Annotated in this window: 23 protein-coding genes; 4 read left to right on the top strand and 19 right to left on the bottom strand. The window is 41.1% G+C overall.

The window, feature by feature from the left end:
• From CFT42_RS14525 to CFT42_RS14500, 6 genes are all read right to left on the bottom strand, one after another.
• Window positions 1–326: T7SS effector LXG polymorphic toxin (locus CFT42_RS14525; RefSeq protein ID WP_220387156.1), on the bottom strand; the 326-nt coding region annotated here is incomplete at its 3' end.
• Window positions 327–471: 145 nt separating this feature from the next.
• Window positions 472–1,440, bottom strand: coding sequence for a FecCD family ABC transporter permease (locus CFT42_RS14520; RefSeq protein ID WP_088811056.1), 969 nt, complete (start codon window positions 1,438–1,440; stop codon window positions 472–474).
• Window positions 1,437–2,417, bottom strand: a complete 981-nt coding sequence (locus CFT42_RS14515; RefSeq protein WP_088811057.1) for a FecCD family ABC transporter permease — start codon at window positions 2,415–2,417, stop codon at window positions 1,437–1,439. The genes CFT42_RS14520 and CFT42_RS14515 overlap by 4 nt, the downstream gene beginning before the upstream one ends.
• Window positions 2,418–2,432: 15 nt before the next feature.
• Window positions 2,433–3,347 (bottom strand): iron-hydroxamate ABC transporter substrate-binding protein, encoded by a 915-nt coding sequence (locus CFT42_RS14510; protein ID WP_088811058.1) that lies wholly within the window; start codon window positions 3,345–3,347, stop codon window positions 2,433–2,435.
• A gap of 783 nt (window positions 3,348–4,130) precedes the next feature.
• Complete coding sequence (locus CFT42_RS14505) at window positions 4,131–5,147, bottom strand: PTS sugar transporter subunit IIC (RefSeq protein ID WP_088811059.1); 1,017 nt, start codon at window positions 5,145–5,147, stop codon at window positions 4,131–4,133.
• Window positions 5,148–5,340: 193 nt separating this feature from the next.
• Window positions 5,341–5,655, bottom strand: a complete 315-nt coding sequence (locus CFT42_RS14500) for a nucleoside triphosphate pyrophosphohydrolase family protein (RefSeq protein WP_088811060.1) — start codon at window positions 5,653–5,655, stop codon at window positions 5,341–5,343.
• Between the two features lie 200 nt (window positions 5,656–5,855).
• Here CFT42_RS14500 and CFT42_RS14495 point away from each other — a divergent pair, with 200 nt between their 5' ends.
• A complete protein-coding gene (locus CFT42_RS14495) occupies window positions 5,856–6,035 on the top strand; it encodes a hypothetical protein (protein ID WP_088816524.1) in 180 nt (59 codons plus the stop codon).
• 51 nt (window positions 6,036–6,086) lie between these two features.
• On the opposite strand, the gene CFT42_RS14490 is transcribed toward CFT42_RS14495, so the two are convergent.
• The 6 genes from CFT42_RS14490 to CFT42_RS14465 form a co-directional block, all read right to left on the bottom strand.
• Complete coding sequence (locus tag CFT42_RS14490) at window positions 6,087–6,374, bottom strand: nucleotide pyrophosphohydrolase (protein WP_088811075.1); 288 nt, start codon at window positions 6,372–6,374, stop codon at window positions 6,087–6,089.
• Window positions 6,375–6,423: 49 nt separating this feature from the next.
• Window positions 6,424–6,750: a thioredoxin family protein gene (locus tag CFT42_RS14485; protein WP_088811062.1), complete on the bottom strand. Its 327-nt coding sequence runs from the start codon at window positions 6,748–6,750 to the stop codon at window positions 6,424–6,426.
• A complete protein-coding gene (locus CFT42_RS14480) occupies window positions 6,747–7,181 on the bottom strand; it encodes a flavodoxin (protein WP_088811063.1) in 435 nt (144 codons plus the stop codon). The genes CFT42_RS14485 and CFT42_RS14480 overlap by 4 nt, the downstream gene beginning before the upstream one ends.
• Window positions 7,178–8,227: a ribonucleotide-diphosphate reductase subunit beta gene (locus tag CFT42_RS14475; protein ID WP_088811064.1), complete on the bottom strand. Its 1,050-nt coding sequence runs from the start codon at window positions 8,225–8,227 to the stop codon at window positions 7,178–7,180. The genes CFT42_RS14480 and CFT42_RS14475 overlap by 4 nt, the downstream gene beginning before the upstream one ends.
• Before the next feature lie 86 nt (window positions 8,228–8,313).
• Window positions 8,314–10,587 carry a ribonucleoside-diphosphate reductase subunit alpha gene (locus CFT42_RS14470; RefSeq protein ID WP_088811065.1) on the bottom strand — a complete coding sequence of 758 codons (2,274 nt, stop codon included), beginning with the start codon at window positions 10,585–10,587 and terminating at the stop codon, window positions 8,314–8,316.
• Between the two features lie 439 nt (window positions 10,588–11,026).
• Window positions 11,027–12,361 carry an MATE family efflux transporter gene (locus CFT42_RS14465; protein ID WP_088816523.1) on the bottom strand — a complete coding sequence of 445 codons (1,335 nt, stop codon included), beginning with the start codon at window positions 12,359–12,361 and terminating at the stop codon, window positions 11,027–11,029.
• A 194-nt stretch (window positions 12,362–12,555) separates the two neighbouring features.
• Between CFT42_RS14465 and CFT42_RS14460 the strand changes: the two genes are divergently transcribed.
• On the top strand, window positions 12,556–12,897 hold the full coding sequence (locus tag CFT42_RS14460) for a YxeA family protein (protein ID WP_088816522.1): 342 nt from the start codon (window positions 12,556–12,558) through the stop codon (window positions 12,895–12,897).
• A 20-nt stretch (window positions 12,898–12,917) separates the two neighbouring features.
• On the opposite strand, the gene CFT42_RS14455 is transcribed toward CFT42_RS14460, so the two are convergent.
• From CFT42_RS14455 to pdxR, 3 genes are all read right to left on the bottom strand, one after another.
• Window positions 12,918–14,321: a DHA2 family efflux MFS transporter permease subunit gene (locus tag CFT42_RS14455; protein WP_088816521.1), complete on the bottom strand. Its 1,404-nt coding sequence runs from the start codon at window positions 14,319–14,321 to the stop codon at window positions 12,918–12,920.
• A gap of 99 nt (window positions 14,322–14,420) precedes the next feature.
• Complete coding sequence (locus tag CFT42_RS14450) at window positions 14,421–14,888, bottom strand: MarR family transcriptional regulator (protein WP_088816520.1); 468 nt, start codon at window positions 14,886–14,888, stop codon at window positions 14,421–14,423.
• A gap of 57 nt (window positions 14,889–14,945) precedes the next feature.
• Window positions 14,946–16,361 carry a MocR-like pyridoxine biosynthesis transcription factor PdxR gene (pdxR, locus tag CFT42_RS14445; protein WP_088816519.1) on the bottom strand — a complete coding sequence of 472 codons (1,416 nt, stop codon included), beginning with the start codon at window positions 16,359–16,361 and terminating at the stop codon, window positions 14,946–14,948.
• A gap of 111 nt (window positions 16,362–16,472) precedes the next feature.
• Here pdxR and pdxS point away from each other — a divergent pair, with 111 nt between their 5' ends.
• Both pdxS and pdxT read left to right on the top strand, forming a co-directional pair.
• Window positions 16,473–17,360, top strand: a complete 888-nt coding sequence (gene pdxS, locus CFT42_RS14440; RefSeq protein ID WP_088811071.1) for a pyridoxal 5'-phosphate synthase lyase subunit PdxS — start codon at window positions 16,473–16,475, stop codon at window positions 17,358–17,360.
• 1 nt (window position 17,361) lies between these two features.
• Window positions 17,362–17,928, top strand: a complete 567-nt coding sequence (pdxT, locus tag CFT42_RS14435; protein ID WP_088811072.1) for a pyridoxal 5'-phosphate synthase glutaminase subunit PdxT — start codon at window positions 17,362–17,364, stop codon at window positions 17,926–17,928.
• Window positions 17,929–17,961: 33 nt separating this feature from the next.
• Here pdxT and CFT42_RS14430 read toward each other — a convergent pair whose 3' ends face one another.
• The 4 genes from CFT42_RS14430 to CFT42_RS14415 all read right to left on the bottom strand — a co-directional run.
• Window positions 17,962–18,624 (bottom strand): CPBP family glutamic-type intramembrane protease, encoded by a 663-nt coding sequence (locus CFT42_RS14430; protein ID WP_088816518.1) that lies wholly within the window; start codon window positions 18,622–18,624, stop codon window positions 17,962–17,964.
• Between the two features lie 22 nt (window positions 18,625–18,646).
• On the bottom strand, window positions 18,647–18,838 hold the full coding sequence (locus tag CFT42_RS14425; RefSeq protein ID WP_088811074.1) for a hypothetical protein: 192 nt from the start codon (window positions 18,836–18,838) through the stop codon (window positions 18,647–18,649).
• A gap of 156 nt (window positions 18,839–18,994) precedes the next feature.
• The gene (locus CFT42_RS14420) at window positions 18,995–24,901 is read right to left on the bottom strand and encodes an immunoglobulin-like domain-containing protein (protein ID WP_088816517.1); all 5,907 of its coding nucleotides are present in this window, start codon (window positions 24,899–24,901) and stop codon (window positions 18,995–18,997) included.
• Between the two features lie 430 nt (window positions 24,902–25,331).
• Window positions 25,332–26,593: immunoglobulin-like domain-containing protein (locus CFT42_RS14415; RefSeq protein ID WP_341864839.1), on the bottom strand; the 1,262-nt coding region annotated here is incomplete at its 5' end.

The raw sequence follows: 26,593 nt of genomic DNA, 5'->3' as shown, positions 1-26,593 counted from the left end.
ACGTCCTCCATGACGTCTTGTAACCGCTCGGCATTGATGAACATATCTGGCGTGGCGTCCACTTGACTATAAAAATCTTGTATGTACTGCGCGAGGAGCTCCTCGCTCATCGTCATCGCTTGTAGAACCGTTTCCACAAGCGGCACGTAACTTACTTCATAATACGCTTTCGACCGGTCGACGGCTTCTCCTGACACGCGGGATTCATTCGTATAGGCAATCACCGCTTTTTGAAAGTCCGTTAGCCACCTACTCGCCTCCGTATTGGACTTCTTCAGTTTTTCTAGAAAATCCTCCACTTCGGCAATCGCAATCCGACTCATCATCTCCATCCCTTCTGACTTGTTATCTGCTTTTTTAGTATACCATTCAGGAAGATATTATAATGTGTCTGTTTTTCGAACTTTACTACAAAAAAAGACCTCAAAATCCGGATTTTGAGGTCTTTAGTCGATTCATTTCTTGAAATCTTTACTTTTTAAATAATAGATAGATAAAATATGGGCTGCCGATGATGGAAACAATGATACCGGCTGGTAAATCAAATGGTTTCGCGATGGTGTCTGCGATTAAAAATAGTTCCGCACCGATGAGCATAGCAACAGGCATGAAGAAACGGTGTTTTGGGCCGACTAGTGATTTCGCGATATGCGGACCAATCAAGCCGAGGAAAGTAATCGCACCTGTAATTGATACGGTTACGGCAGCAAAAACGACGGCTATTCCGATGAAGAGAATGCGCCAAATGCCTGCCCGTAAGCCTAAGTTAATTATCGTGTTTTCATCCAAAGTTAAAAGGTCTAATTTATGGCTGTATAAAAAGAGTAGCGGCACGAAAAGGACGAGCATGGCGAGCATAAGCCAGACATACGGCCAGTCGACGCCCCAAATTGAGCCAGACAGCCATTTAGCTAGGAAATCTACTTTTTCGCGGTTCGCAGAAGACATGAGGACGACCATGAGGCCGCTCATTGCGAAGGAAAAACCGATTCCGTTTAGGATAAGATATTGCGGATTATTGCGCGACAAGACGATGATGAGTAGCGCGGTGACGAGTCCACCAATGACGCCTGCGAGTGGCAACATCAAATTGATGCTCGCAGCTCCAAATGGTATGAATAGGAAAAATATCGCGACACCCACACCTGCACCAGAATTGACTCCGATGATTCCTGGATCAGCCAAGTCATTTTTCATCAATGTTTGGAGCAGGCTCCCAGACAAGACAAGTGCCATGCCGCCGAAAAGAACGATAAGCAGTCTTGGCAGCCGTAAATCGAATAGAACGAAATTCTCGAGCATTTCGCCTTGACCTGTTAAAACAGCAAGGACGCGTGAAAATGGCAACGCCTCGGTGCCTACTGTTAAATTGAACAGAGCGGTTAAGATTAGGAGGATAAGTCCGGTACAAAAAATGATGATAAAACGGGATTTTTTCATCCTTTTAGTCCCCCTCTCACGATGTAAATAAAGAACGGCAAGCCGATGACGGATAAAATCGCCACAATTGGAATTTCAAAAGGCGGATTAAGCGAGCGGCTTAGCGTATCTGCAATCAGCAAAAATAGTGCGCCAACAAGTGCTGACATTGGCAATATGTATTTATAATTCACGCCCACAATAAAACGCGCGAAATGCGGGACGATTAAACCAACAAAAGCTACTTCGCCGATTAACGCAACAGATGCGCCGGTTAAAATCGCGACAAATAAAAACAGGAGTAGCCGCATGCGATCAACCGAAATGCCTAGCCCAACAGCAACTTCATCGCTCATCGTTAGGATTCCGATTTGTTTTGAAAAAAACAGCGTCACAAGAAGCGCTAAGAGAATGACCGGAGCAATTAAAATCACCTCATGAAAAGTCGTTCCTACAAGGCCTCCGGACGTCCACATATTCATTTCTTTGGAAGTTTTAAACAGAATACTTACCGCACTCGAAATCGCCGTAAGAAACGCTGAAATCGCCGCACCTGCGAGGACGATTTTATAAATGTTCCCCTGCTTGCTAATCGCTAAAACAAAAAGTGTTCCGAGCGCAGCTCCGAGAAAAGACGCGAGCATTTTTCCGGGGAAAGCTAGGGTTGGCATGAACGCAATGACGAGCGCTAAACTTAAATTGCCCCCTGCTGAAACGCCTAGAAGCCCGGGGTCGGCTAGCGGATTTCGCGTGACCGCTTGCATGATACTTCCGGACACCCCGAGTGCCGCACCAATCAGAATTGCCGCGATGTTACGCGGCAATCTAAGTTCATATAAGGTTGTGATTTCTTTTTGGTGTTGCCCATTAAAAAAGCCATCAAAGAGAAATCCGAACGAGTAATGGACGGAGCCAAAAGATAAGGCAAGGCCAAATGCGCCAATTAGTAAAAGCAGTACGAGTATAAATCTGGACCAAATCGGCATTTTGAAGGACATGTGAACCCACCTTTTCTATTTTCCTAAAAAGTAATCTTGAAATGTTTTTAATTGGAATTCTAGCGTCAATGCATCGTTAAAGTAGAATTCATTGGCTTTCACTTGTAAAACGTGATTATTTTTCACAGCTGGAATCTCTTTGTACGTTGTTGTGTTCATGAAAGAGGCATCCTGACCTTCTGTTTTGCTAAGCACCATATAATCGCCGGTATATTTTCCGAGTTCTTCAGGAGAAACTGCGTAGTAGCCAGCTTTTAGTGCGGCATCTTTTACAGTTTGCGGCATTTTGAGTTTCATCGCTTGATATAAAATTTCCGTGCCACGTCCCCAGTTGTCGCCAAACACATAGAGTTGCTTATCAAAGTTTTCAGCTACGGAAATTGTTGTATCCGCGCCAATTTTATCTTTAATTTCTTGGCCGGCTGCTTCCGCACGCTTTTCAAAATCCGCCGCCCAGTCAGTCGCTTCTTTTTCCTTGTTTACTACTTTACCAATTTCAATATGTTGCTCTAAATAATCATTTTTACCGTACGTGAAAGTCACAAGTGGCGCAATTTTTTTTAGTTTATCTTGGTTTTTCGAAGTACTCGCTCCAATAATTAAATCTGGTTTTAGAGCAATAATGTCTTCTACGTTTTCCTCAGAAATTTCTTTCGCATTTTTTAATCCTTCTTTAAAATTCGGATTCGCGAAACTGTAAGAATCCGCGCCCACAATTGGAACCCCAAGTTGAATTAAATCCCCAGTATAACCAGTTAAAATGACAACGCGTTTTGGATTAGCAGGCACTTTTATGTCCCCGTTTTCCGATTTATATGTAATGGTTTTGGCCTCATTTGCTTTTGAATCTGCTTTATCTGAATCGCTGGCACCGCACGCGGCAAGAGCAAGCGTAAGAATAACGAGCATACTAAATAAAACTTTTTTCATTTTCCTACCCCTTTTTCCACTTAGATTTCGAGAGTGATAATCATTCTCATTGATACTTATCATAATCGAATTTCACCTTGCTGTCAATCTTTTTCCGTATAAATAATAGTCCGTAAGGCGCACTTTAATGCCAATTTTTCCCAAAAAGCAATCTTTCGGCTTATTTTGCTTATAAAGCGTTTACAAACAGGAGAAACGGATATAATATAGTAACAAAAGAAAGAGAGGCGTTGCGAATGAAAGATTTTTTAATTCATTACGCACACATCGCATAAAATCGCTTCTACGTAAAAAACGTGTGTGTACAAGCTGATTTTTTCAGCTTTGTCATATGCCGGTAACGTCTGATGGATGGTGTTTCGAACTTGGATGCAGGAGGAAGGCGATGGTGAATAGCCGCGACTAAGACCAAAGTTCAATTCGAAAACGACTTGAGAAACGGATTTTCGTTACGTCAACCGCTTCAATTTGATTTTGAAGCAGGTGAATACAGTATCGTATATTAAAAAAGATGGCGAAGCGTTAAGTAGCTACCTTATGATGTTAATCATTCGGTCAAGAGTCAGGGAACAGGAAAATTAACTTTTTTCCCAACTAATTGTAATTTCCAATTAGTAAGACTCCACTTCTCTACTTGCGTGATCAAAGTCTAACCGTTATTTTTATCTCAAGTGAAAATGTTTAAACAGAAACATCGGGCAAACCGGCCATCAGGTGAGTGGCAAGACAACTCATCGGTAAAACCCCCTATACATTTCGTATAGGGGGTTTTATATTGCCAACTTATTCTAACTCGATTTTCAAATCGCCTGTTCGAAGTTTTTCATTTCGTAGTAAAATCGGACGAACGATGAGCGCTACGACTGCTGGGAAAATGACCGCTACGAGGACAAACGCTAGGAATGTTTCGATTCCGTAATTAGCAATGAGGTATAGCGGGGCAACAAACGCGCATAAGCCCATGCCGGCAATTTCTGCGGTAGCTTGCAAGTTGAAAACGAGGACGCCGATTGGGCCAGCCACAAGGGCGGTTAGGAGCGGTATCAACATTAAACTTGGTTTGCGAATAATATTTGCCGTTTGAAGTTTTGGTGTAATGATGAGCTGGGCAAAAAAGCCGCCCCAATTGTTGTCGCGAAAACTTAAAATGGCAAATGAAGCGAATTGAACGCTACAGCCAATTAATGCGGCAGCACTTGCTGTTGGATCTAATTGCAGTGCAATGGCGAGCGCAGCGGACGACGCTGGACTTAAAATGAGCAAGCCAAAAACGGCCGCGATGACCATGGACGAAATGACGGGCGAACCAGACACGAGTGTCGTTATGAATCCGCTTGCGGTCACTAAAATTGGCGTCATAATTTTTGCAAAAAGAAGCCCTGAGAGCCCTCCTGCTAACAGAGAAACAGCTGGAATGACAATCATATCAAACTTCGTCTTGCCGGTAACGCGCTTTCCTGCCCATACGGCAACGAGAACGGCTAAAATGGCCCCAACTGGTTCACCACCAGCGATGGCAAAGCTCCCGTTTTCAAGCGCCAAAATACCGCCACCTCCAATGACAGCGGAGGCAGCAGCGCTAATGACAACGAGTGTATTCGCTCGTAAACATATCGCGATACCAATTCCAAGTCCTGGAATTAACATGTTTTTTCCGATTGCACCAATTTTAACAAGGAAATCGAGATTAGTTAAATTTCCAATTGTTTGGAGCAATAAGCCCATACCCAGTGTGACTAACACGGCATTTGCAATGCCCATTGATGCTTTGTAAGAACGATCAATAAAATACTCTTTCATGCGAAAATACCCCTTTTTTTCTCTTAGTCTTTTATTACTTCTTTCACATTATAAGCGGTATTTCAGAAAAAAGCTAACTTTAAGTGTCTTGTCATCTGTTTTACACTTAACTTTTCTTTATAGAGCGCTTTCTCAATCGCGTCACAAAAAATAGGATTGCGAAAAAAATCCACAATCCCATCTCCATTTTCCCTTAAATATTAAGTTTACTTCTTTCGCGGTCAAAGCCATTGGGGTATCGTCTTTGTAATTTATCAATGTTAGCATGCGCGACATCTTCCATTTGAATATCCGCCCATTTTGCGATTTGTGAAACATACCAAAGAACATCGCCAAGTTCCTTCGTAAGCTTCTCTTTATCCAAATCATGACCATGAAAGGCGTATTTCTTAATAATTTCCGTCACTTCACCAGCCTCACCAGCAATCCCTAAGCCATAATTGGTGAGCGCCTGTTCGTGGTGAGCCGCCGTTCTGCTCGCTTTTTCCTGATACTCATTAAAGTTCATTCCTTACTCCCCCTGTAACATATTCTACTTCACTATATCAAAAAAAGAATTCTATTTGCAGTCTTGACTAATCTCAAAAAATGCGAACCTATGCTCCCCCAACCCTTTTTCTTTAAAAATTTTTTCTCTTTTCCCTCTTAAAATTTGGTTCGCTTTTCGTTATAATGAATGTACGAGATTTTTTTGAAAGGAGCTTGTACGTGAAAATTACAGCACTTATTTTACTTATCCTCGGAATTGTCGGTGTCGCTGTTTCATTTAGCATTTCAGGTTTAATTGGTTTTTTCGTGTTTCTCATTTGCCTTTTGTTCATCATCATAAGCATTTTACTCTTTATGAAAGCGAAAAAACGTCGTTCGAGAAGTTATTCTTTCCGTTGACATATAAAGCCGCGTAATCGCCTGATTTTGTCAGACATTACGCGGCTTTTTTCATGACCGTCGTCGATTGATTTCGAGCTTTCTTCTAATGACTTCCGCCCCGTCTTCTCCTAAGCTTTCAACAAGCTGCAGCGCGTAAATCATCACATCTGCCACTTCTTCTAAAATTTCTTCACGATTTATAGCTATAGCTTCGTCTGAAGATTTCCACTGAAAACATTCTAACAGTTCTGCCGCTTCAATTGAAATCGACAGCGCCAAATCTTTTTTATAGGCGTACTGATCCGCCCAATTTTTCTCCTTTAGAAAAGCTGTAATTTCATTTTGTAATTCTTGCATGTTATCTCCTTCCAAAAAACCTTCCTTATATAAGGAAGGTTTTGTATGATTAAGCCTCTGCAACAAGGGCTTCTTCAATTTTATTAGGTGGAATAAAGCCGTTTAAGCGAGTCACTTCTTCGCCGCTGCGATATAAAACGAGTGTAGGTGTTTGGCGAATATCTTGATCGAAAAAGAAGTTTTCGCCCATTTCTTCTAATTTAACTTTTAATACTTTTACTTTTTCAGCATGATCAGAGTTTTTAAATTCTTGGAAAGAAAGATCTAACATTTTACAATTTGGGCAGTTATCTTTCCAAAAGTCCACATATACTAACTCATTACTAGCCATATGTTTTTGAAATTCTTCTAATGATTTAATCTCAATACTCGTCAAAGTGTTTCACTCCTTTTATCCAAAACTTGTTGGACATATTTTTTAATCGCTTGTCTGTCTTTTTCCGTATGAGGCATTTGTTCAATTTTTAAAGTTGGATAGGTCGTTCCAAAGAATTTTTGCATTCTATCAACAGCCCCACAAAAATTTTCCACGCCCCACTGTGTTTCGCCCGTCCCAAACAATGCTACATGGCTAGGTTTTCCTAACTCATAAATAAAATCTTTCATGTCTGGTGGTGTTCTCCCGTAATCGACTGTCCATGCCCCTAAAATGTACAAGTCGTAGCTTTCGTCAAGTGGATAGTTCGCGTCTCCCGCAACTCGGAAAGCCGTAACATCATGCCCAAGCGTTCTAAGCTCGGCCGTAATTTCATCTGCTACAAGCTTCGTATTGCCACTTAACGAATCATACGCGAGGAGAATTCTCATAAATCGTCAAATCCGTTATCGATATTCGTCTTTTTATAGCTTGAATTGCGCATTTCGAAAAAGTCGGTTTTCGTTTCTGTAAAGTTATCTGCGTAAGCTTTAATCCAAGTCATCGTATTGTCGCTGTAACCCGGATAAAGTTCGTCCATGCCTAGCATACCAAGCATTTTGTTCGCCCGGTATTTTACGTAGTCGACCATTTCCTCTACATCGATACCTTCAATTCCTTGAAGTACTTCTTTGGACCATTCGGATTCAAGTTCTACCGCATGTTTAAAGGCATTGTTTGTATACTCAATCAGTTCATCTGTCAGTAACTCTGGATTTTCCCCTAAAATCGCTCGAATCACTTCTGAAATAAATTTGGAATGAGCGAGCTCGTCGCGGTTGATGAAGCTAATGATTTTACCTGTGCCCGTCATTTTATTTTGACGAACAAGATTATAGAAATAAGCGAAACCGCTATAGAAATTGATACCTTCTAAAATAGAAGACTGGATGAGCGCTTTAACAATTGTTTCGCCCGATTTATTTTGCATAAAGTCATGGTATGCTTCCATGATTGGCTCATTGCGTTTAATGATTGTCGGATGCGTCCGCGCTAGTTCAAACACCCGATTTTGCTCCTGTAAATTTGTAATCGATGCAAGCACATAAGAATAGCTTTCATTGTGAATCACTTCTTGTTGCGCAATAATGGCAGCATTCGCATGAACAGCCGGATCGGTTACATATTCTGCAATGTTATAAATGAAACGCGTTTGCGGCGAGTCAAGTGTTGCTAGTAAACCGATAATCGCATCAAAAGCATAGCGTTCTTCTTCTGATAATTCCGGATACTGCTTTGCATCACCTTTCATATCCACTTCATCTGGAATCCAGTAGTTTGTTGAAAGTTCCTTATACGCCCGGTAAAAAGATGGATAAGGAATATCATTCCAGTTTAAAATGCCGCTTGTTTCCCCGTTAATAATTGCCGTTGAACGGTTGGGACTTAACGGTTCTAATATTTTAATTCTCGTTAATTCTTTGTTTTGTTCGCTCATCCTAAAGCTCCTCCCAAATATGTGATAGAATCATTCAGACTAGCGATTTAAAGCAACCGCCAGTCCAAATTCGTGTTTTATTTTTATCAGCTTGAGCACCATTCACACTCGTCAACATCAATGTCATTTGAGCGCACATAGTAGGTTGTTTTTAATCCTTCTTTCCAAGCGTTTAAGTGTAGTTCTAGCAATTTGCTAGCCTTAATACCGCTTGGCACATAGAAGTTAAAGCTTAAAGATTGGTCCACGTGGCGCTGTCTACGTCCGTTTTGACGAACACTTGCAAACTGATCCACTTTATACGCACCTTTTTCATAGTACGGGTAAGTGTTTAAGCTTAAACCAGGCGCAATTACTGGTCTTCTGTAATCTTTCTTCTCTTCGTAATAAAATGCGCTGTAGATTGGGTCGATAGAAGCTGTTGAACCCGCGATTTGAGCCGTGCTCATGTTCGGAGCTACTGCCACAAGATAGGCGTTTCGAATACCGTTTTCAGCCACATCTTCCGCAAGTTCACGCCAAGCATCACTTGTATACTTACGGCGCGCGAAATATTCACCCGTATTCCAATCACTACCTTTGAAGATTTTATATGCGCCTTTTTCTTTCGCGATTTCGGCACTTGCTTTTATAGTTAAAAAGTTGATTTTTTCATATAACTCGTCCGCAAATTCTTCGGCTTCTGTAGAATCCCACGCAATATTTTTTTGGGCAAGTAAGTGATGCCAACCAAATGTACCAAGACCGATTGAACGATACTTGCGGTTTGTAATGGTCGCTTGTGGTACCGGAAGTTCATTCAAGTCAATGACATTATCAAGCATCCGCACTTCAATCGCAATTAAGCGTTCCAGTACTTCGTCGCCCGCCGTAACAGCACGACCAAGATTCACCGATGACAAATTACATACAACAAAGTCGCCCGCCTGTTTCGTAATGACAATTTGATCCCCGGAAATGATTTCCTGAATCATTCTTGTTGGACTCATATTTTGCATGATTTCCGTACATAAATTACTTGAATAAATCATACCTTCATGTTTATTTGGATTCATGCGATTAACTTCATCACGGTAAAACATAAATGGATTCCCAGTTTCAAGTTGGCTTACCATAATTCGTTTCATAATATCAATTGCTTTCACGATTTTTTTACTAATCGTTTCGTCGGCAACTAGTTCTTCATATTTTTCTCTAAAAGAGCCTTCGCCTTTTTCTTCATCATAAAAGTCCTGCAAGTACCAGCCTTTTTTCGCTTTGACTTCATGCGGGTCGAACAAATACCAATCGCCGCGGCGTTCGACGGTTTCCATAAATAAGTCCGGAATACATACTGCCGTAAAGACATCATGCGCGCGTAAACGTTGGTCTCCGTTGTTTAGACGTAAATCTAAAAACATTTCAATATCTTTATGGAAAACATCTAAATAAACCGCGATAGCGCCTTTGCGTTGCCCTAATTGATCGACACTTACAGCTGTATTATTCAATTGTTTAATCCATGGAATCACACCACCGCTTGCACCTTTCACACCGCGAATCGCAGCGCCTGTTGAACGAACATAACCGATATAAGCACCAACACCGCCGCCGTGTTTGGATACACGCGCAACATCCGTGTTGCTATCATAAATTCCTTGCAAGCTATCATCAATCGTATCAATGAAGCAACTCGACAATTGCCCACCCGTTTTCCCAGCATTCGCAAGGGTTGGTGTTGCCACTGTCATGTATAAATTACTTAACGCCCAGTAAGCCTCGTTCACAAGCTCCATACGTTTTGCTTTTGGTTCCTCCTGCATTAAATACAGTGCAATTGTCAGCCAGCGTTCTTGTGGCAGCTCATAAACGTTTCGTGCCTGGTCTGTTGCTAAATAGCGAGTCGCAAGTAAATAAAGACCGTTGTATGTAAACAATTTATCTTTCTCCGGGTCAATCATTTTACCTGCTTCAATTAATTCTTCCTTCGAATAATTCTTTAAAATATTTCCAGAATAAATCCCTCTTTCGCCTAAACTTTCTTGTAGACCAACGTAAGAGCCATATTTATCGTCATCATTATAAAAGCGATTTTTACTTGCTTTTTTATAAAGCTTATTCAAGTATAAACGCGCTGCAAAATGTTCCCATTCCGGCAAATGAATATCCGTACGCGCCTCTGCCTCACGAATTAAGTAATCCACTAATTCATCTGCAGCATACGCTTCTTTCTTCTCAATAAAATTAAAAATTTTACGTTTATACTCTTCGATGTCCAGTTTCGGAAATTCCGCATGAATTTTGTCTAAATATCTGTTTAAACGCTCTTTGTCAAACGGTAATTTACGATTTCCACCATCTTTAATAATATACGTCGTCATTTGCACTCCCCATTTCCTCAACAATAATACATAAAACTCCAATACAATTCGATTGCACGCAATTATGTTAACACATAAAAATGAACTTTTTGAAGGCTCCCAATATGGCGCTAAAAAAAGTTACATTCCACGATGCAATTTATTTTTATGACACTATATATAGTATAACTTTTTCATTGTGAATTCAAGATATAGTGCTTGGGGTTTTTATTAAAAAACGCATTCAGCTATTCTATCATCAGCATTTAGAGCTTTAAAAAATTTTTTTCGCTTATTTTTCATTGTGAACCATTACGCAAACTACATCACATTACATACAACCTATAGTGAAATTCCATACCTTTAAAACAAGATTTAGTAATTGAAAATTGTCAAATGATTTATGGATCATTTATTTTCACAAACTAAAAAAGCATCCGAATTCGAATGCTTTTCAAATTTATACTTTCTTGAAAACATGTTTCTTATAGGCGTATATGAAAATGGAAGTGGCCACGATGAGTTCCGAAATAGGAATAGCCACAAAAACGCCTGTTGCGCCTAAAATTGGCGGTAAGATGACTAGGAAAATGACCATTAAAATGAGCTCGCGTGCAACAGTAATGAACGTGGCCATACCAATTCTGTCGGTTGTTTGGAAATAGGTCATCATCACGAAGTTAAAGCCCATAAATAAGTAGCCGGAGAAAAAGACGCGTACGCCTAGAATAGCAAGGTCATGGATTTCTTGGTCAAAGTTTCCAAACAAATTGACGATATTGTCGGCAAAAAGGAGCCCTGCGATAAAGAACAACAAGCCTGTTCCAAAAGCAACGGAAACCGATAAGCGGATGGTCGCTGTTTCTCGTGCCGCCATTTTAGCTCCGCGGTAATAGCTTATAAGCGGTTGAATGGCCGAACCCATGCCTAAAAACAGCATTAAAATCACGCTGTGCGTATAGTTGAGTACGGAAAAGGCTGCCACACCTGCTGTTCCTGCAACGGCAGCAATAGCGATGTTGTACCCCATCGTAAACACCGACATACCTAGCTCTGACAGGAAACTAGGGAGGCCGATGGAGAGTGTACGTTTTATCGACTGACCCGTGACGCGACTTTTGGCTAGTTTTAAATGGCTAGATTTTTTGAAAAAATGTGTGCACAAAATCAGTACGCCAATCGCTATGGCAGACATTGTTGCAAGTGCAGACCCTCTTACGCCAAGGTTCAAGACGAATAAGAAGAGGTAATTTAAAATGATGTTGATGACTGCGGTTGCAATTAGAGCCATCATCGCTAAATTAGGATCCCCGTCGTTGCGGACAAAAATGCTTAAAATATTTTCAAGTGTTAACACGAATCCAAAAAGGAGTAATACGTTCATGTAGTCCATGACATATGGTAGTGTTTCATCGTTTGCGCCAAGTAGATAGGCGAGCGGCACGCGGAAAATGAACGCAATTATCGCCAGCATAATCGTAATACTGATAACTAAAATGATGGAGCGCGTAAAAATTTGCTGTGCTTTTTTTATTTTCTTCTCCCCTAGAGCGAACGAATATTGTGTAGCCCCGCCAATGCCAATCCAGAGTGAAATTGCTGTAAAGATGGAAAAAACGGGCACAGCGATATTAATGCCCGCAAGCGCTACACCGCCAAGTCTGTGTCCAACAAAAATGCCGTCCATCACGATATTGACAGACATAAGTAGCATCCCGGTTAGTGACGGGATTAAATACCTTAGAAAAACTTTTAATACTGAATCTTGCTCCATACGAGCATCGATTGATTTCATTCTAACACCTTCTTTTTTACCTAACGTTTATTAGCTATTCTATTAAACCATAATTTGCGCAGAAAAAGCAACCCTTTTTTAAAATGACAAAATTGTAAGGTTAATCCGGCGTTTTGTTAGTTTACCCGAGGGATTCACTTGAACATTTGCGTTAAACTTGAAGTAATTCATCAAGTAAAGAAAGGACGAGTTCAATGAAAAATAAAAAAGCACTTATTCTACTTTTATCCAGTTTATTAATGGTGACTGTCCTCGTTTTTGAATATATGTTACCAGACGAAAAAACAGCAGCACCTTATTTTGTAAAAATGAAGTCTGAAGGTAAAATCGTCAAAAAAGACCAATTTAAAGGCTATTCTTATACGGAAAAAGTATTTGATAGCAAAGGGCATGCTAAAACCCTATCCTTTTTAAGCGAAAAAAAACTTCCGAAAAACGAGCAATATAAAATTGTAGTTTCTGGCAATAAGCTTGTGATGAACTACAAAAAAATCAATACTTTACCGAAAAACATTCAATACTTAGCAGAAAAATAAAACAGGAAGCAATGTCAAATTTACGACATGTTGCTTCCTGTTTTTTTATGTGTTAAAAATAAACTTGGAATGGCAATGAGAACAAGCGCGATAAGCGATACTAAAAAGCCTGCATGATAGCCGCTTAGGCTCGCCGAAATGGACGGCGTTGTGCCTTGCATTACTGCTGCAACAGCGGTCGCTATGATGGCTGTTCCAAAACTCGCGCCAAGATTTTCCGTAATCGTCACACCGATGCTCGCTTCAGGAATTTGTTCGTCTTTTAGCCCCGTGTAGGCATCACTCATCAGCGGCAAATTAATTCCGCCAACGCTAAGACCGCGAATAAAGAGGAAAATCGACAGCCACACCATACTCGTTTGCTCGGTGACAAAAACGAACGGGAGCGTGCCCAAAATCGACAACGCCAAACTAATAAATACAACGGATTTTGCGCCAACTTGGTCAATCATTTTTCCAATAAAAGGTCTAGTAATCAACATGCCGACACCTTGCGGAATGAGCGCGAGCGCGGCTTCTATCGTTGTAAAATGATGTAGATGGATGAAAAAGAGCGGTAAAATGAACATCGGCCCCATAATCGCGATATTAGCGAGAAACAGTCCGGCACTCGAAGCAGCAAAACTTTTATACTTGAATAAAACGAGCGGGACGACGGTTCTGTTCTTTTTGAGCTGATTGTTTATCACATACGCCAAGGCCGAGATACAGCCAATTGTGAGCCAAATCAAGGTTTCCTTATTGTAAAACGTTTGATAGCTCGCCGCTTTTGTAATGCCGTAAATGAGGGCTGCACTAAACAGCGATAGCGTTAGGATACCTAAAACGTCAAGTTTACTCGCTTTATTAAACGGCTGAAAATCAGGCAGCGACCTATTCATGAGCGGCACTGCGATGCCTACAACAAAGACGTTAATAAAGAAAAGCCAATGCCAACTCGCAAATTGAAGAATCACGCCACCAATGACAGGACCTAAAATGGGGCCTAAAATCATCGGCGTACTAACAATTGCCATCACCCTTCCTAAATTTTTTGGTCCCGCCGTTTTCACCAAAAGTGTGGTCATAAGGGGTGTAATAATGCCTGCCGCAGCGCCTTGTAGCAAACGGAAGAAAATAAAGCTTGTGATGTTCCAACTAATGCCAGCTAAAACGGAGGTTGCACCAAACGCAATGACCGCTCCGATAAACACTTTCTTCCCATTAAACTGATTCATGAGCCACCCCGAAATAGGGACGGCAATGGCGAGTGCTAACACATAACCCGTAATGCCCCACTGAACGATATCAATTGTTGTATGGAACTCCAGATTGAATTGATCCACCGCAATATTAATCATCGTGGAGTCTAGCATTGGCGCAATGGCAGCTAATGCGATAGCCCACGCAGCTGTTAAAGTTTCTTTAGGTATCTTTTCTTTCATTTTGTTCTCCTTCTCGTTTTTGTTTCCTCGTCAACAAAACAATATCACCTCTTTGTTTCCTTGTCAACAAAAAAAGAACCTCTATTTAAAAGAGATTCTCTAGCGCATGTCGCGCCCTTCTTTTTTTATCTCATTATCTAAATGCGCGCTATACATCTCGATAAATCGCAGCATCGCATCAAATTGCGGTTCCGTCACTTGGTCAAAGACAACTTGATCCCGCTCTTGGAAAGTTTTATGCAAGCGGTCGTGAATATCATAAATTTTTTTCCCCTCTGGTGTTAAAGAAAAATAAACTTCTTTTTTGTTCGCCACTTTTTGATAGCATTCTACATAACCTTTTTTCAACAATTTTTTCGTAATCTTGCTAATTGCTCCACGTGTCATATAAAGCTCTTCTGCCATTTTCGTTACATTTGGATCTACATTTTGTCCAATAAACTCAATGCAGTGCACTTCAGAAGGCTTGTAGCCATCAAGCGCCTCTGCCATCTTTTCTTTATTTAGCCATGCCATTTTATTGAACAAATCGCGAAATTTCACTATAACCTCTTCTTGTTTTTCCATCGCCGCCCTCCGTTCTCAACTTTAGTATAGCCCAGTTTTGTTTCCCATACAACAAAATCACTTCTCATAAGATGCGCGCAAAATTTTTGCCGCTTTTTCCGCCGCTTCCTTCGTGATTTGCGCAAAACTAAGCCGCACTTTATTCTCTTTAACGCCGAATAAATACCCTGGCATCACCAACAGTTTCTCCTTCAGAAGCGCGTCAAAATCGGCTTTTTGCACAGACTTAGTCGGAAGCGTCGCCCACAAATGGAAGCCTCCAACTGGTTTTTCGAAGTGAATTTCAGGCGCATATTTTTCTAAAGCAGCGGTTAAGATGTTTGCTCGTTCCAACAAAATTGCGTGTAAGTTTTGAATGTGCACCTTATAGCTTGGCTGTGACAAAACTTGATTCGCTAGCACTTGCGGGAAAATGCTTAGACCAAAATCCATTTCTTGCCGTGCCGATGCCAAACGCCGAACGACGGCGACAGGACCAGCTAAAAACCCAATGCGCGTTGTGGATCCCAGTACTTTTGAAAGTGAGCCAATGTAAAGGACGTTTTCATCATCCAATTTTTTAAGCGGCGTAATCCCCATTTTGCCCCCATAAGTGAGCGCTCCGAATGGATCATCTTCCACAATCGGAATCCGAAGTGCCGCACAAGTTTTCACAAATTCGCGGCGCCGTGCTTCTGACATCACCCGCCCAGTCGGATTTTGGAAAGTGGGATTCACAAACACCATTTTAATGCGGTGTTTCTGATACAACCGTTCCAATTCCTCCGTTTTAACCCCCTCCTCGTCCATCGGCAAAGCAAAAATGCGCAAACCAGCCGATTGAAATAAAGATAAGGAATAAAAATAAGACGGCGCTTCAATCGCAATCGCATCAAATGGTGAGAGCAGGCATTGTGTAATTAAAAACAAGGCTTGTTGCGCACCGGATGTCACAATTAATTGCGTTTCATTCACAGAAAGCCCCTGTTCTTCTTCCAACTCTTTGCGAATCGTTTTCCGAAGCGGCAAATACCCCAAAGCGTCATTCTGATTTTCCTCACGCAAAAAAGTTTGCCATGACATTTCTGGCATCGAAAGACTCGGCGCAAGGTCAAGCGGTAGCTCCCCTGTCGCTAAATCAATCACATCTCTTTCGGTCGCCACCTCCGCCATTTTCCGGATATATGGAATCTCATGACTAAACGCGCCTTTTTGAACGTAATGCCGCCAATTTGTTTGGAAAGCCGCGACACCCCATTTTTCCTCATTGACATGCGTACCACTTCCTTGAACCGCAACAAGCACCCCACTCGCTTTTAGCTCATCGAATGCGCGCGCGACAGTGGACCGATTGACACCAAGTTCAGACGCGAGTTTCCGTTCAGGCGGAAGTTTTTCGCCTGGCAAGAGCTCACCCGACGAAATTTTTGCTTCAACTAATTGCACAAGCTGTAAATAAAACGGTTTCGACACCTCCTTATTTAGCTGCCACATCAAATCACTCCCTTTAAAATTGGCTGGGTAAAAAAACAACCAATTGGCTGTTTTTATTTTATAAGAATTAGCTTAACATAAGAGATATAATCGTACAAGGAGGCGTTTTTTTTGGATAAAGTTGTTGGAACTGAGGTAGTTAAACGAGGTATGGCGCAAATGCAAAAAGGTGGCGTCATTATGGACGTTGTCAACGCTGAACAAGCAAAAATCGCAGAAGAGGCTGGTGCCGTTGCTGTTATGGCACTCGAACGCGTCCCTTCCGATATTCGTGCAGCCGGCGGGGTAGCTCGCATGGCAGACCCACGTATCGTTCAGGAAGTTATGGATGCCGTTTCCATTCCTGTCATGGCGAAAGCTCGCATCGGGCATATCACCGAAGCACGCGTCCTAGAGGCAATGGGCGTCGACTATATCGATGAAAGCGAAGTGCTCACACCAGCAGACGAAGAATATCATTTGTTAAAAAGCGAGTTCACCGTACCATTTGTCTGCGGTTGCCGCGACTTAGGTGAAGCACTCAGAAGAATTGGTGAAGGGGCGGCCATGCTCAGAACAAAAGGTGAACCGGGAACGGGAAACATCGTTGAAGCCGTGCGACATATGCGCAAAGTGAACAGTCAAATTAGTCAAATTACAGGCATGAATCAAGATGAACTAATGACAGCCGCTAAAAATTTAGGTGCACCGTATGAACTTTTAAAGGAAATTAAAACATTAGGAAAATTACCTGTTGTCAATTTTGCGGCTGGCGGTGTGGCAACACCTGCTGATGCGGCACTAATGATGGAACTAGGCGCAGACGGCGTGTTTGTTGGCTCTGGAATTTTCAAATCTGACAACCCTGCCAAATTCGCAAGCGCCATCGTACAAGCAACAACCTATTTCACAGACTACGAATTAATTGGCAAACTTTCGAAAGAACTCGGAACAGCCATGAAAGGCATTGAAATCTCCAAACTAGATCCAGCTGAACGCATGCAAGACCGAGGCTGGTAATATGAAAACCATTGGAGTTTTAGCGCTACAAGGCGCCGTTTCAGAGCATCTGGCAATGATTGAAAAAACCGGGCACAAAGCGATGCCTATTAAACACCCGGAGGAACTAGCCCCACTTGACGGTCTGATTTTGCCCGGAGGAGAAAGCACTACTATGCGACGTCTGATTGAAAAATACCATTTTAGTGAGCCACTATCTGATTTTGCGAATAGCGGCCGTGGAATTTTCGGAACATGTGCCGGGCTCGTCCTTTCTGCAAGCGCAATTTCAACTGGCGATCCCAGCTTCAAGTTCGCGGACTACACCGCCGTTCGAAATGGCTTTGGCCGCCAAAAAATGAGCTTCGAAGCAGACTTACAAATTGCTCCCCTTGGCGAAGCTCCCTTCCGCGCCATTTTCATTCGCGCCCCCTATATTGAAAAAGTTGGCGAAGGTGTAACGGTTTTAGCACGTATCGATGACAAAATTGTAGCCGCGCACGAAAAAAACATCCTCGTCACCGCTTTTCATCCCGAACTAACAAACGATCCACGTTTCATGACCTACTTCATTGAAAAGTGTTTATAAAAGAAAGCCGCGTATTGATTATACGTGGCTCTTTTATAAAACAATCGATGCGATAATGCTTAACGTGTCATACAGACTATGCGTCAGCCAGCTTGAAATAATAGATGGTGATTTTTCAGCTTTTAAGAAGACATCGTTCATAATCACTCGTGGAATAAATAAGAGCAACAAAACTTGCCCCACATTCCAGCCATAAGTACTTAAATGAAGAAGCGCAAAGATAATCCCACAGCAAATCGTGGCTATCAATGTGCTTGTTTTTTGTGTTAGTTTTTTTCTACACAGCGCAAAAATAGCTATCAAAAGTGCAATACTTAAAATTTCTTCTCCAAAAAGTTGGATAAAAATACCGAACCAGTTCAGTAAATGAAGGCTAGTTTCAACGATTGGATTAGCTGTTATATTATTTTTTCCAACAAGTGATACATAAAGAACAGAAACAATAAAAACCAATAGATTAGCAGCAAATGTCCATAGTATCGCTTTCACTATCCCTTTCACTGTAAGTTTAGAGAATAGGGCTTTAAAACTAGCTTTTTCAAGCCAAATCCAAGTTATAACTGGCAATCCTGTAAAAATAATTTGTTGAATGAAAAGTGGTAGCGGACTATGAATAATAAGTTGAGCAAAACCGACAGCTACCGCTAATAATACTAGAAAATAATTTCTTTTTGATTGAAATAATAGCTTTTCCAACGTTTTCACCTACTCTCTAAGATTACTTGGGCAAGACTTTTCTTATTGCTTCCCACTTCTTATTTTTTTCAAACATTTCCTCCCTTTTCGCTGCCTCTTTTAAAGTTTTACTCTTCCTATCCATCAAAAATATAAAAAGCAACACAATTAACGCGGCCAGAATAAAAAACCAAATTCCCAACATCTCTGCGAAAAAAAGCTGGCTAACAACCAATTTGCTCAACTCCTCACTTATTTGACATAATATACTTTAAAACTTAAAAGCGTTAATTGGAATAGGGAATTGGTCGCAAAAATCATTACATTAATGTAAGCTACAAAAAAACAGCAAAACCTAAAAAGGATTTTGCTGTTTTTCTTCATATTTAAATCATTGAACCGTTATCGGAGTTTCAATGATGGCATTACTTGCTCCGTCATAACCAATCATTGAAGCTGTCATACCGGGTGTTCGGAGTTGTGACTTCGCGTAATATTGATAGGTAGTGGTGGAGCCAGTATTCGCTGGTATTTTAGATTGAACCACACCATTAACCTTAAGCGCAATATACTTTACACCGCCCCCGTATGTTCCAGTTACATAACTAGACGTACCAACAGTATACGGATCCGTTGTCAACACTGGGTCTCCTGTCGGGTTAATACGAACATTTGCTGTTGCTACAACTTCGCTTCTCCCGTTGTAAGCTTTCATAATAATCTCATCTTGATCATTTGTCACAAAACGTTTGATGTAGTAAGTATACGTATTTGTTCCGTCAACAGGAATTTTAGAAAGTTCAACATCATTCACGGTGGCAGAAATATAGGCTACATCGCCAGAATATGTTCCGACAATTGAACTGTCACCTAATGTAAAGTTGTTGGCTGTAATTTCACTTGTTATTTGAGTTTCTTTTACAGCAACAGGAGCTTCCGCTACTTGTGAACTTGCACCATTGTAAGCAATGACTGATACTACATCTTCTTTTGAAGTAATATTAGGACGTGCGTAGTACGAATAACTTCCACCCGCAACCGCTATCTTGTTTAAAACTGTACCATTTACTTTCAGTGCAACGTATTTCACATTTCCTGTATACGTCCCTGTCACATATTTATCTTGATATAAAACAAAATCATTTGCCGCAACGGTGCTCTCACCTGGCGGATTTTCAACGACATTTACGGTTTCCTCGTCTACAACAACACCAGCACCGTTGTAAGCTTTTATAGTCACCGTGTCCCCCAACGCAATCTTACCTTTTGAATAGTAGCTCCATGTCGTTGCATCTTTTACAGGTGTTTTCACATATTCGGTTCCATTCACAACAAGCGATACATATTTGACATTTCCTGTATACGTTCCTTGAACATACGAATCTGTTGAAACCGCGAAGTAATTTGGATTAACGGTCAAGGTGCCGACTAAACTATCTGGTCCATATAAAGTCACTTTCTTACGAGAAATTTCATCGTTTTCCGAATTGTAACCTATTACATAAACTTCGTCTGTTTCCGCATCTGTAATATTAGGACGCGCATAATATTGGAATGTGCCATCCGTGCCAACTGGAATTTTCGTAAGAATCGTTCCATTCACTGAAAGGCCGACTTTCTTTACAGATCCTGTGTACGTCCCTTTCACATATGCATCCACGCCCACAATAAAGCTATCTGGTGAAACAGTTCCAATTTTTAATTGACCATCTTTTAAAGTTACGCGTGCACGGTCTAATTCGTTGTTTGTCGCACTAAGTCCAACAAGATATACCGTTTGGGTTGTGCTTGTAATATCATTTTTCGCATAATATTCAAAGTTTCCTGTTACAGGAATTGTCGTTTTTCTAACACCATCTACTTCTAGATAAACTTTCGCTACATCCCCTGTTGCTTCTGCTTTAATGCGGCTATCGTAACCGACATAATAGTCTTCTTTTACAACAACTGTACCACTAGCGGCTTGTGTAACCGTTACATTCGCACTGGATGTCTCTCCATTTTTCGTTGCAGTAGCTGTCACAACTGTTCCCGCTGCTTGATTTGGAATCGTGATACTATAGCGTCCACTCGCATCTGCTTTACCAGTTGCAATTGTTGTGCTACCTACTTTAATAGCAAGATCTGCATTCGGTTCAGCGGTTCCTTCTGCTTTTGTGGAATTCGTATTTAAAGCGTTAAGCGTTGTTTGCGCAAGGGTGTCTTGCGTCACGGTTGTACTCGCACTTGATGTTTTCCCTTTTGCTGTCGCTGTTGCGGTAACAACTGCTCCAAACGGTTGTTTTGAAATCGTTAGGACATAGGTTCCGTCCTCTCCAACTACACCACTTGCGAGTTGATTATTACCTTGGTCTTTGATGACAATCGTTGCGCTCGGTTCGGCATTTCCTTGTACAGTTGTAGAATTGGTTGTTAGTGCCCCAATTGTTGTCTGCGCAATATCTCCTTGCGTTACGGTTGTACTGGCACTTGATGTTTGACCATTTTTTGTTGCGGTGGCAGTGACAACTGTTCCAACTGCTTGTTTCGCGATTGTCAGGCTGTAATTTCCATCTGATCCTACCGTCCCAGAGGCGAGCGTTGTTTGACCTGCTTTAATCACAAGGCTTGCATTTGGTTCTGCTGTTCCTTCGGCTTTTACTGAATCTGTCGTCAACGCTCTAATTGTTGTCGCTGTGAGATTTCCTTGGGTTACAGTTGTACTTGCACTTGATGTTTTACCGTTTAGTGTTGCGGTTGCAGTAATGACTGCTCCTACAGCTTGCTTTGGAATTGTTAAGCTATAATTCCCATCTGAACCCACTTTGCCACTTGCAAGTTCCGTGTTGTTTTGATCTTTGATAACAATATCTGCATTTGGTTCGGCGGTTCCTTCTGCTTTCACTGAATCAGTAGTCAATGGACTGATTGTGGTGCTTGCCATTGCTGTTTCAGTTGTTAATGTCACTCGGGTACGTGCAATTTCAAGATTTTCCGAGTTGTAACCAATCGCATAGACCACATCTGTTTCGGCATTTGTGATGTTTGGTCGCGCGTAATATTGGAAGGTTCCATCTGTTCCTGCTGCTACTTTAGAAAGGACTGTGCCATTTACTGAAAGAGCTACTTTTGCTACAGAACCTGTATATGTTCCTCTAACGTAGGCATCTACGCCTACTACAAAATTGTTTGGTGTAATGGAGCCTATTTTTAGTTGACCATCTTTTAAGATTACTTGTGTGCGATCTAATTCTCGATTAGATGAATCCTGTCCAACTAAATAAGCGGTTTGATTTGTGCTTGTTAACACATCTCGCGCATAATATTCAAAGCTTCCGCTTACAGGAATTGTTGATTTTTTTACGCCATCTACTTCTAAGTAAACTTTCGTAATGTCACCTGTAACTTCTGCTTGGATTCTACTGTCATACCCAACATAAAAAGCATCTTTCACAACAACGGTTCCTGTTGCGACGCTTGTTACTGTTGTGGAGGCACTAGATGTTTTCCCACCCGCTGTTGCTGTTGCAGTTACTATTGTTCCAGCCGATTGTTTTGGAATAGTTACACGATAAGTGCCATCGGAAGCAACGCGTCCTGTTGCGAGTTCTGTGTTGTTTTGGTCTTTGATAACGATGTTAGCATTGGGCTCGGCTGTCCCAGTCGCTTGTGTTGAATCTGTTGTTAATGGATAAATGATTGTTTGAGCTATGCTGTCACTGACAACGGTTGTATTCGCGCTCGATGTTTTACCGTTTGCTGTCGCTGTCGCGGTAACAATTGTTCCGGCAAGTTGCTTTGGAATTGTCAGGCTATACATACCGTCTGAGCCGACGCGTCCTGTCGCAAGTTGATTATCATTTTGATCTTTTAACACAATGGTTGCATTCGGTTCTGCGGTTCCAGTTGCTTGTGTCGAATCTGTTGTAAGTGAGTTAATCGTGGTTTGAGCAATACGATCATTCGTTACAATTGTTGTCGCACTTGATGTCTTACCATTTGCAGTAGCTGTCGCCGTCACGATTGTTCCAACAATTTGTTTTGAAATCGTTAAGCTATAATTCCCATCTGAACCGACTCGCCCTGTTGCGAGTTGATTATTATTTTGGTCTTTCAATACAATGGTTGCATTTGGTTCGGCGGTTCCGGTTGCTTGTATCGAATCTGTATTTAAAGGATTAATTGTAGTCTGGGCGATAGTATCCTGTATAACTGTTGTACTTGCACTTGATGTTTTACTATCTTTTGTTGCCGTCGCAGTGACAACTGTTCCAGCAGGTTGCTTCGGAATTGTCACACTATAATTCCCATCTGAACCGACTCTACCTGTTGCAAGCGTTGTATCTCCAACCTTAATGGCAAGACTGGCATTCGGTTCTGCGGTTCCTTGTGCCGCTGTCGACTCTGTTGTTAGAGCATTAATTGTCGTTTGTGTGATATCTGCCGTCACGACAGTAGTACTTGCACTTGATTCTTTTCCATCTTTCGTGGCTGTAGCAGTCACAATTGTTCCAGCAGGTTGCTTTGCAATCGTCATGCTGTAATTTCCATCTGATCCTACCCTACCTGTCGCTAGTTCGGCATGGTTTTGATCTTTGATGACAAGATTTGCATTCGGCTCCGCCGTTCCTTCTGCTTTTACAGAATCTGTTGTTAGGGCGTTAATCGTTGTTGGTACAATGCTACCTCGTGTCACCGTCGTATTCGCATTGGACGTCTTTCCACCTAGCGTGGCCGTTGCGGTAACAATTGTCCCTGCCGTTTGTTTTGGAATTGTAAAACTATAATTCCCATCTGAACCGACTCTACCAGATATTAATGTGGTGTCTCCAACTTTAATGGCAAGATTTGCATTCGGTTCAGCCGTTCCTTGCGCGATCTCTGAATCTGTCGTTAAAGCATTGATAGTTGTTTGTGCAATCTCTCCTTGCACAACAATCGTAGAAGCAATAGAGATTTTACTATTTTTTGTTGCGGTTGCTGTTACAATCATCCCAGCTAATTGTTTTGGGATTGTAAAACTATATGTACCGTCAGATTGAACTGTACCAGTTGCCAGTTGAGTGTTATTTTGATTTCTAATGATAAGCGTTGCGCCTGGTTCGGCGGTTCCTTCTGCTTTTATAGAATCCGTTGTTAAACCATTAATCGTTGTTTGCGCAATAGCAGCCTGTGACACTGTAGTAGATGCACTAGACGTTTTACCATTTTTTGTTGCGGTTGCCGTTACAATCGTCCCAGCTGCCTGTGTTGGAATTGTAAGACTATATGTTCCATTTGCTCCTACTGTCCCATTTGCAAGTTGCGCATTATTTTGGTCTTTAATTACAAGTGTTGCACCTGGTTCTGCGGTTCCTTCCGCTTTCACAGAATCGGTTGTTAGGGAGTTAATCGTAGTTTGTGCAATATTACCTTGAGTAACGGTTGTACTTGCACTTTTTGATTGCCCTCCTGCAGTTGCTGTAGCAGTCACAGTTGTTCCCGCTGCTTGTTTTGGAATAGCGACATTATATGTACCATCTGAACCGACTGTACTTGTAGCGATAGTAGTTGAACCAGCTTTAATGGTTAGACTCGCATTTGCCTCAGCAGTACCTTGCGCTCTTTCAGAATCACTTGTTAATGCATCAATGGTTGTATCATTCATCGCATCCAAATCTACAATACTAAGTCCACTTACTTGAACACTACTATTCATTGTTTCCAGCGTAATGCTTGCTGAATTTGAAGGTGCAGTAAATTCACCGGTTCTCGTTCCACCGGCTGTCCCCCAACCAAAAGCAGTTCCTACGTGAGACCAAATTGGGGCTGGATTTGCTAAATGATGATAGATTGTAGAGCCATTATTGACTACAACATCGAAGCGATTGGCTAATCCACCAACATGTGCAGAGCTATAAGTGATTCTATAGCGATGTCCTGGAACAGTTGGAAAACTTTGTCCAATTCCTAAACATGCATTAAGTTGTGAAGAACGCAGGGTTGTCGTACCATTTCCTGGGAATTGTACGGAGCGAGCACCGTTTGAAAAATATTGCCAATTACCACTAGACGTTCCCCATGAAGTATAATATGTATCATAAGTCCCATTAGCATTCGTCCAATAAATAGGCGTCCATTTACTTCTATCACTAAAACTTGAATCTATCAAATTCTCAGATGTTCGTTTTAAATTAGTTAATTTTGGTTTTCCTGTTGTAACACTATCTGCAGTTGCTTTTACGTTAGCTGGGATAGCCGCTACTATAGTAGACATAGTCAACATTGTAGCAATCACACCGATAGTTAATTTTCGAAATTTAGTTGTTTTTCTGTTCACGTTGTATACTCTCCTTAAAATATATACTAATTTTTTCCAATATAGTTGTATATTTAACGTATTTATCCGCTTTATGTATCCCTCCTCCTACCGTCATTTTTAAATACTAGCATTTTTGAAAAAAGAAAAATGGATATTAAAACCCTTTTCATAAGCTGTTTTTTGTAAATTTTGTGACATTCCTCTCTCTGATTTTTCTAAAAAAAGGGGGATTTATGATGAAAATTAATTTTCGTTTTCATTAAATTTATTTTTTTAACTTTTTTCAAAAGAAAAGAATTTATGATGAAAATCTCAAACTTTATACAAATAAATTTCTGTACGAATCAAACTAACTTTTTTTCAAAAAAAGACTGTAGACAAAGAATTTTATTACTTTGTCTACAGTCTTAATTTTATTTACAGTTTTTACTCTCAATCATTATTTAAACTATTGTACTGTTATCGGTGTTTCAATAACCTCATTGTTCGCCCCGTCATAACCTATCATCGAAACTTCCATACCTGGTGTTTTCAGTAAGGCTTTCGCATAATACGTAAACGAACCATCTGCATTTACTGGAATTTTAGATTTAACGACACCTTCAACTTTAAGCGCAATATATTTCACGCCGTTTGTTGATGTTCCTGTGACATTACTTGAAGTTCCAATCGTAAAGACATCTGTTGTTAACGTTGCTGGAGCAGTTGGTGGGATCGTCACTCTATTAGAAGCCACCTCAGCTCCACCTGCAGTATAAGCTTTCATTACGATAGTATCCTGGTCACTTGTGACATAACGGCGAATATAGTATTCATATGTGCCTGAACCGTCTACTGGGATTCTAGATAGTTCTGTGTCATTCACGGTTGCGGAAATATATTTCACATTTCCAGAATATGTGCCGACTACTGAACTATCGCCAAGGTTGTAAGTCTGTGCAGTAATCGCTGATGGACCACTTGGATTGATGGTTACTTGAACAGTGTCTCCAACTTCATTTCTTGAATTGTAGGCTTTCATTACAATTCGATCTGTATCACTTGTGATATAACGGCGAATATAATAGTTATATGTGCCTGACCCGTCTACTGGGATTCTAGAAAGTTCTGTGTCATTCACTGTCGCAGAAATGTATTTCACATCTCCAGAGTATGTTCCAACTACTGAACTGTCGCCAAGACTGTATGCATCTGCTTCGATTTCACTTTCTAATACTTGCACATCCAAATGGACAGGTGCTTCCGCTACTCGGACACTTGCGCCATCGTAAGCAATAATCGATACTCTATCTGTTACAGATGTAATATTTGGTTTTGCATAGTATGAGTAAGTGCCACCTGAAACTGGGATTTTACCTAATACTGTATCATTGACTTTCAGTGCAACATACTTCACGCTTCCTGTATACGTTCCTGTAACATATTTATCTTGGTAAATGATGAATTCACTGGCATTAATTGTACTCTGATTTGGTGGATTAAGCATTACATTGACTGCCTTTTCATCCACTACAACGCCTGCGACATTGTACCCTTTCACAGAAACCGTATCACCCACCGCGATCTTGCCTTTAGAGTAATAACTCCACGTGTTCGCATCTTTTACAGGGGTTTTCACGTATTCTGTGCCATTCACAACAAGGGAAACATATTTCACACTTCCTGTGAACGTTCCTTGTACGTAAGAATCTGTTGAAACGGCGAAATAGT

This window comes from Listeria goaensis, assembly GCF_900186125.1.
Lineage (GTDB): Bacteria > Bacillota > Bacilli > Lactobacillales > Listeriaceae > Listeria > Listeria goaensis.
Note: the sequence above shows the minus strand (reverse complement) of the source record. Positions and strands in the feature narration are given on the sequence as shown.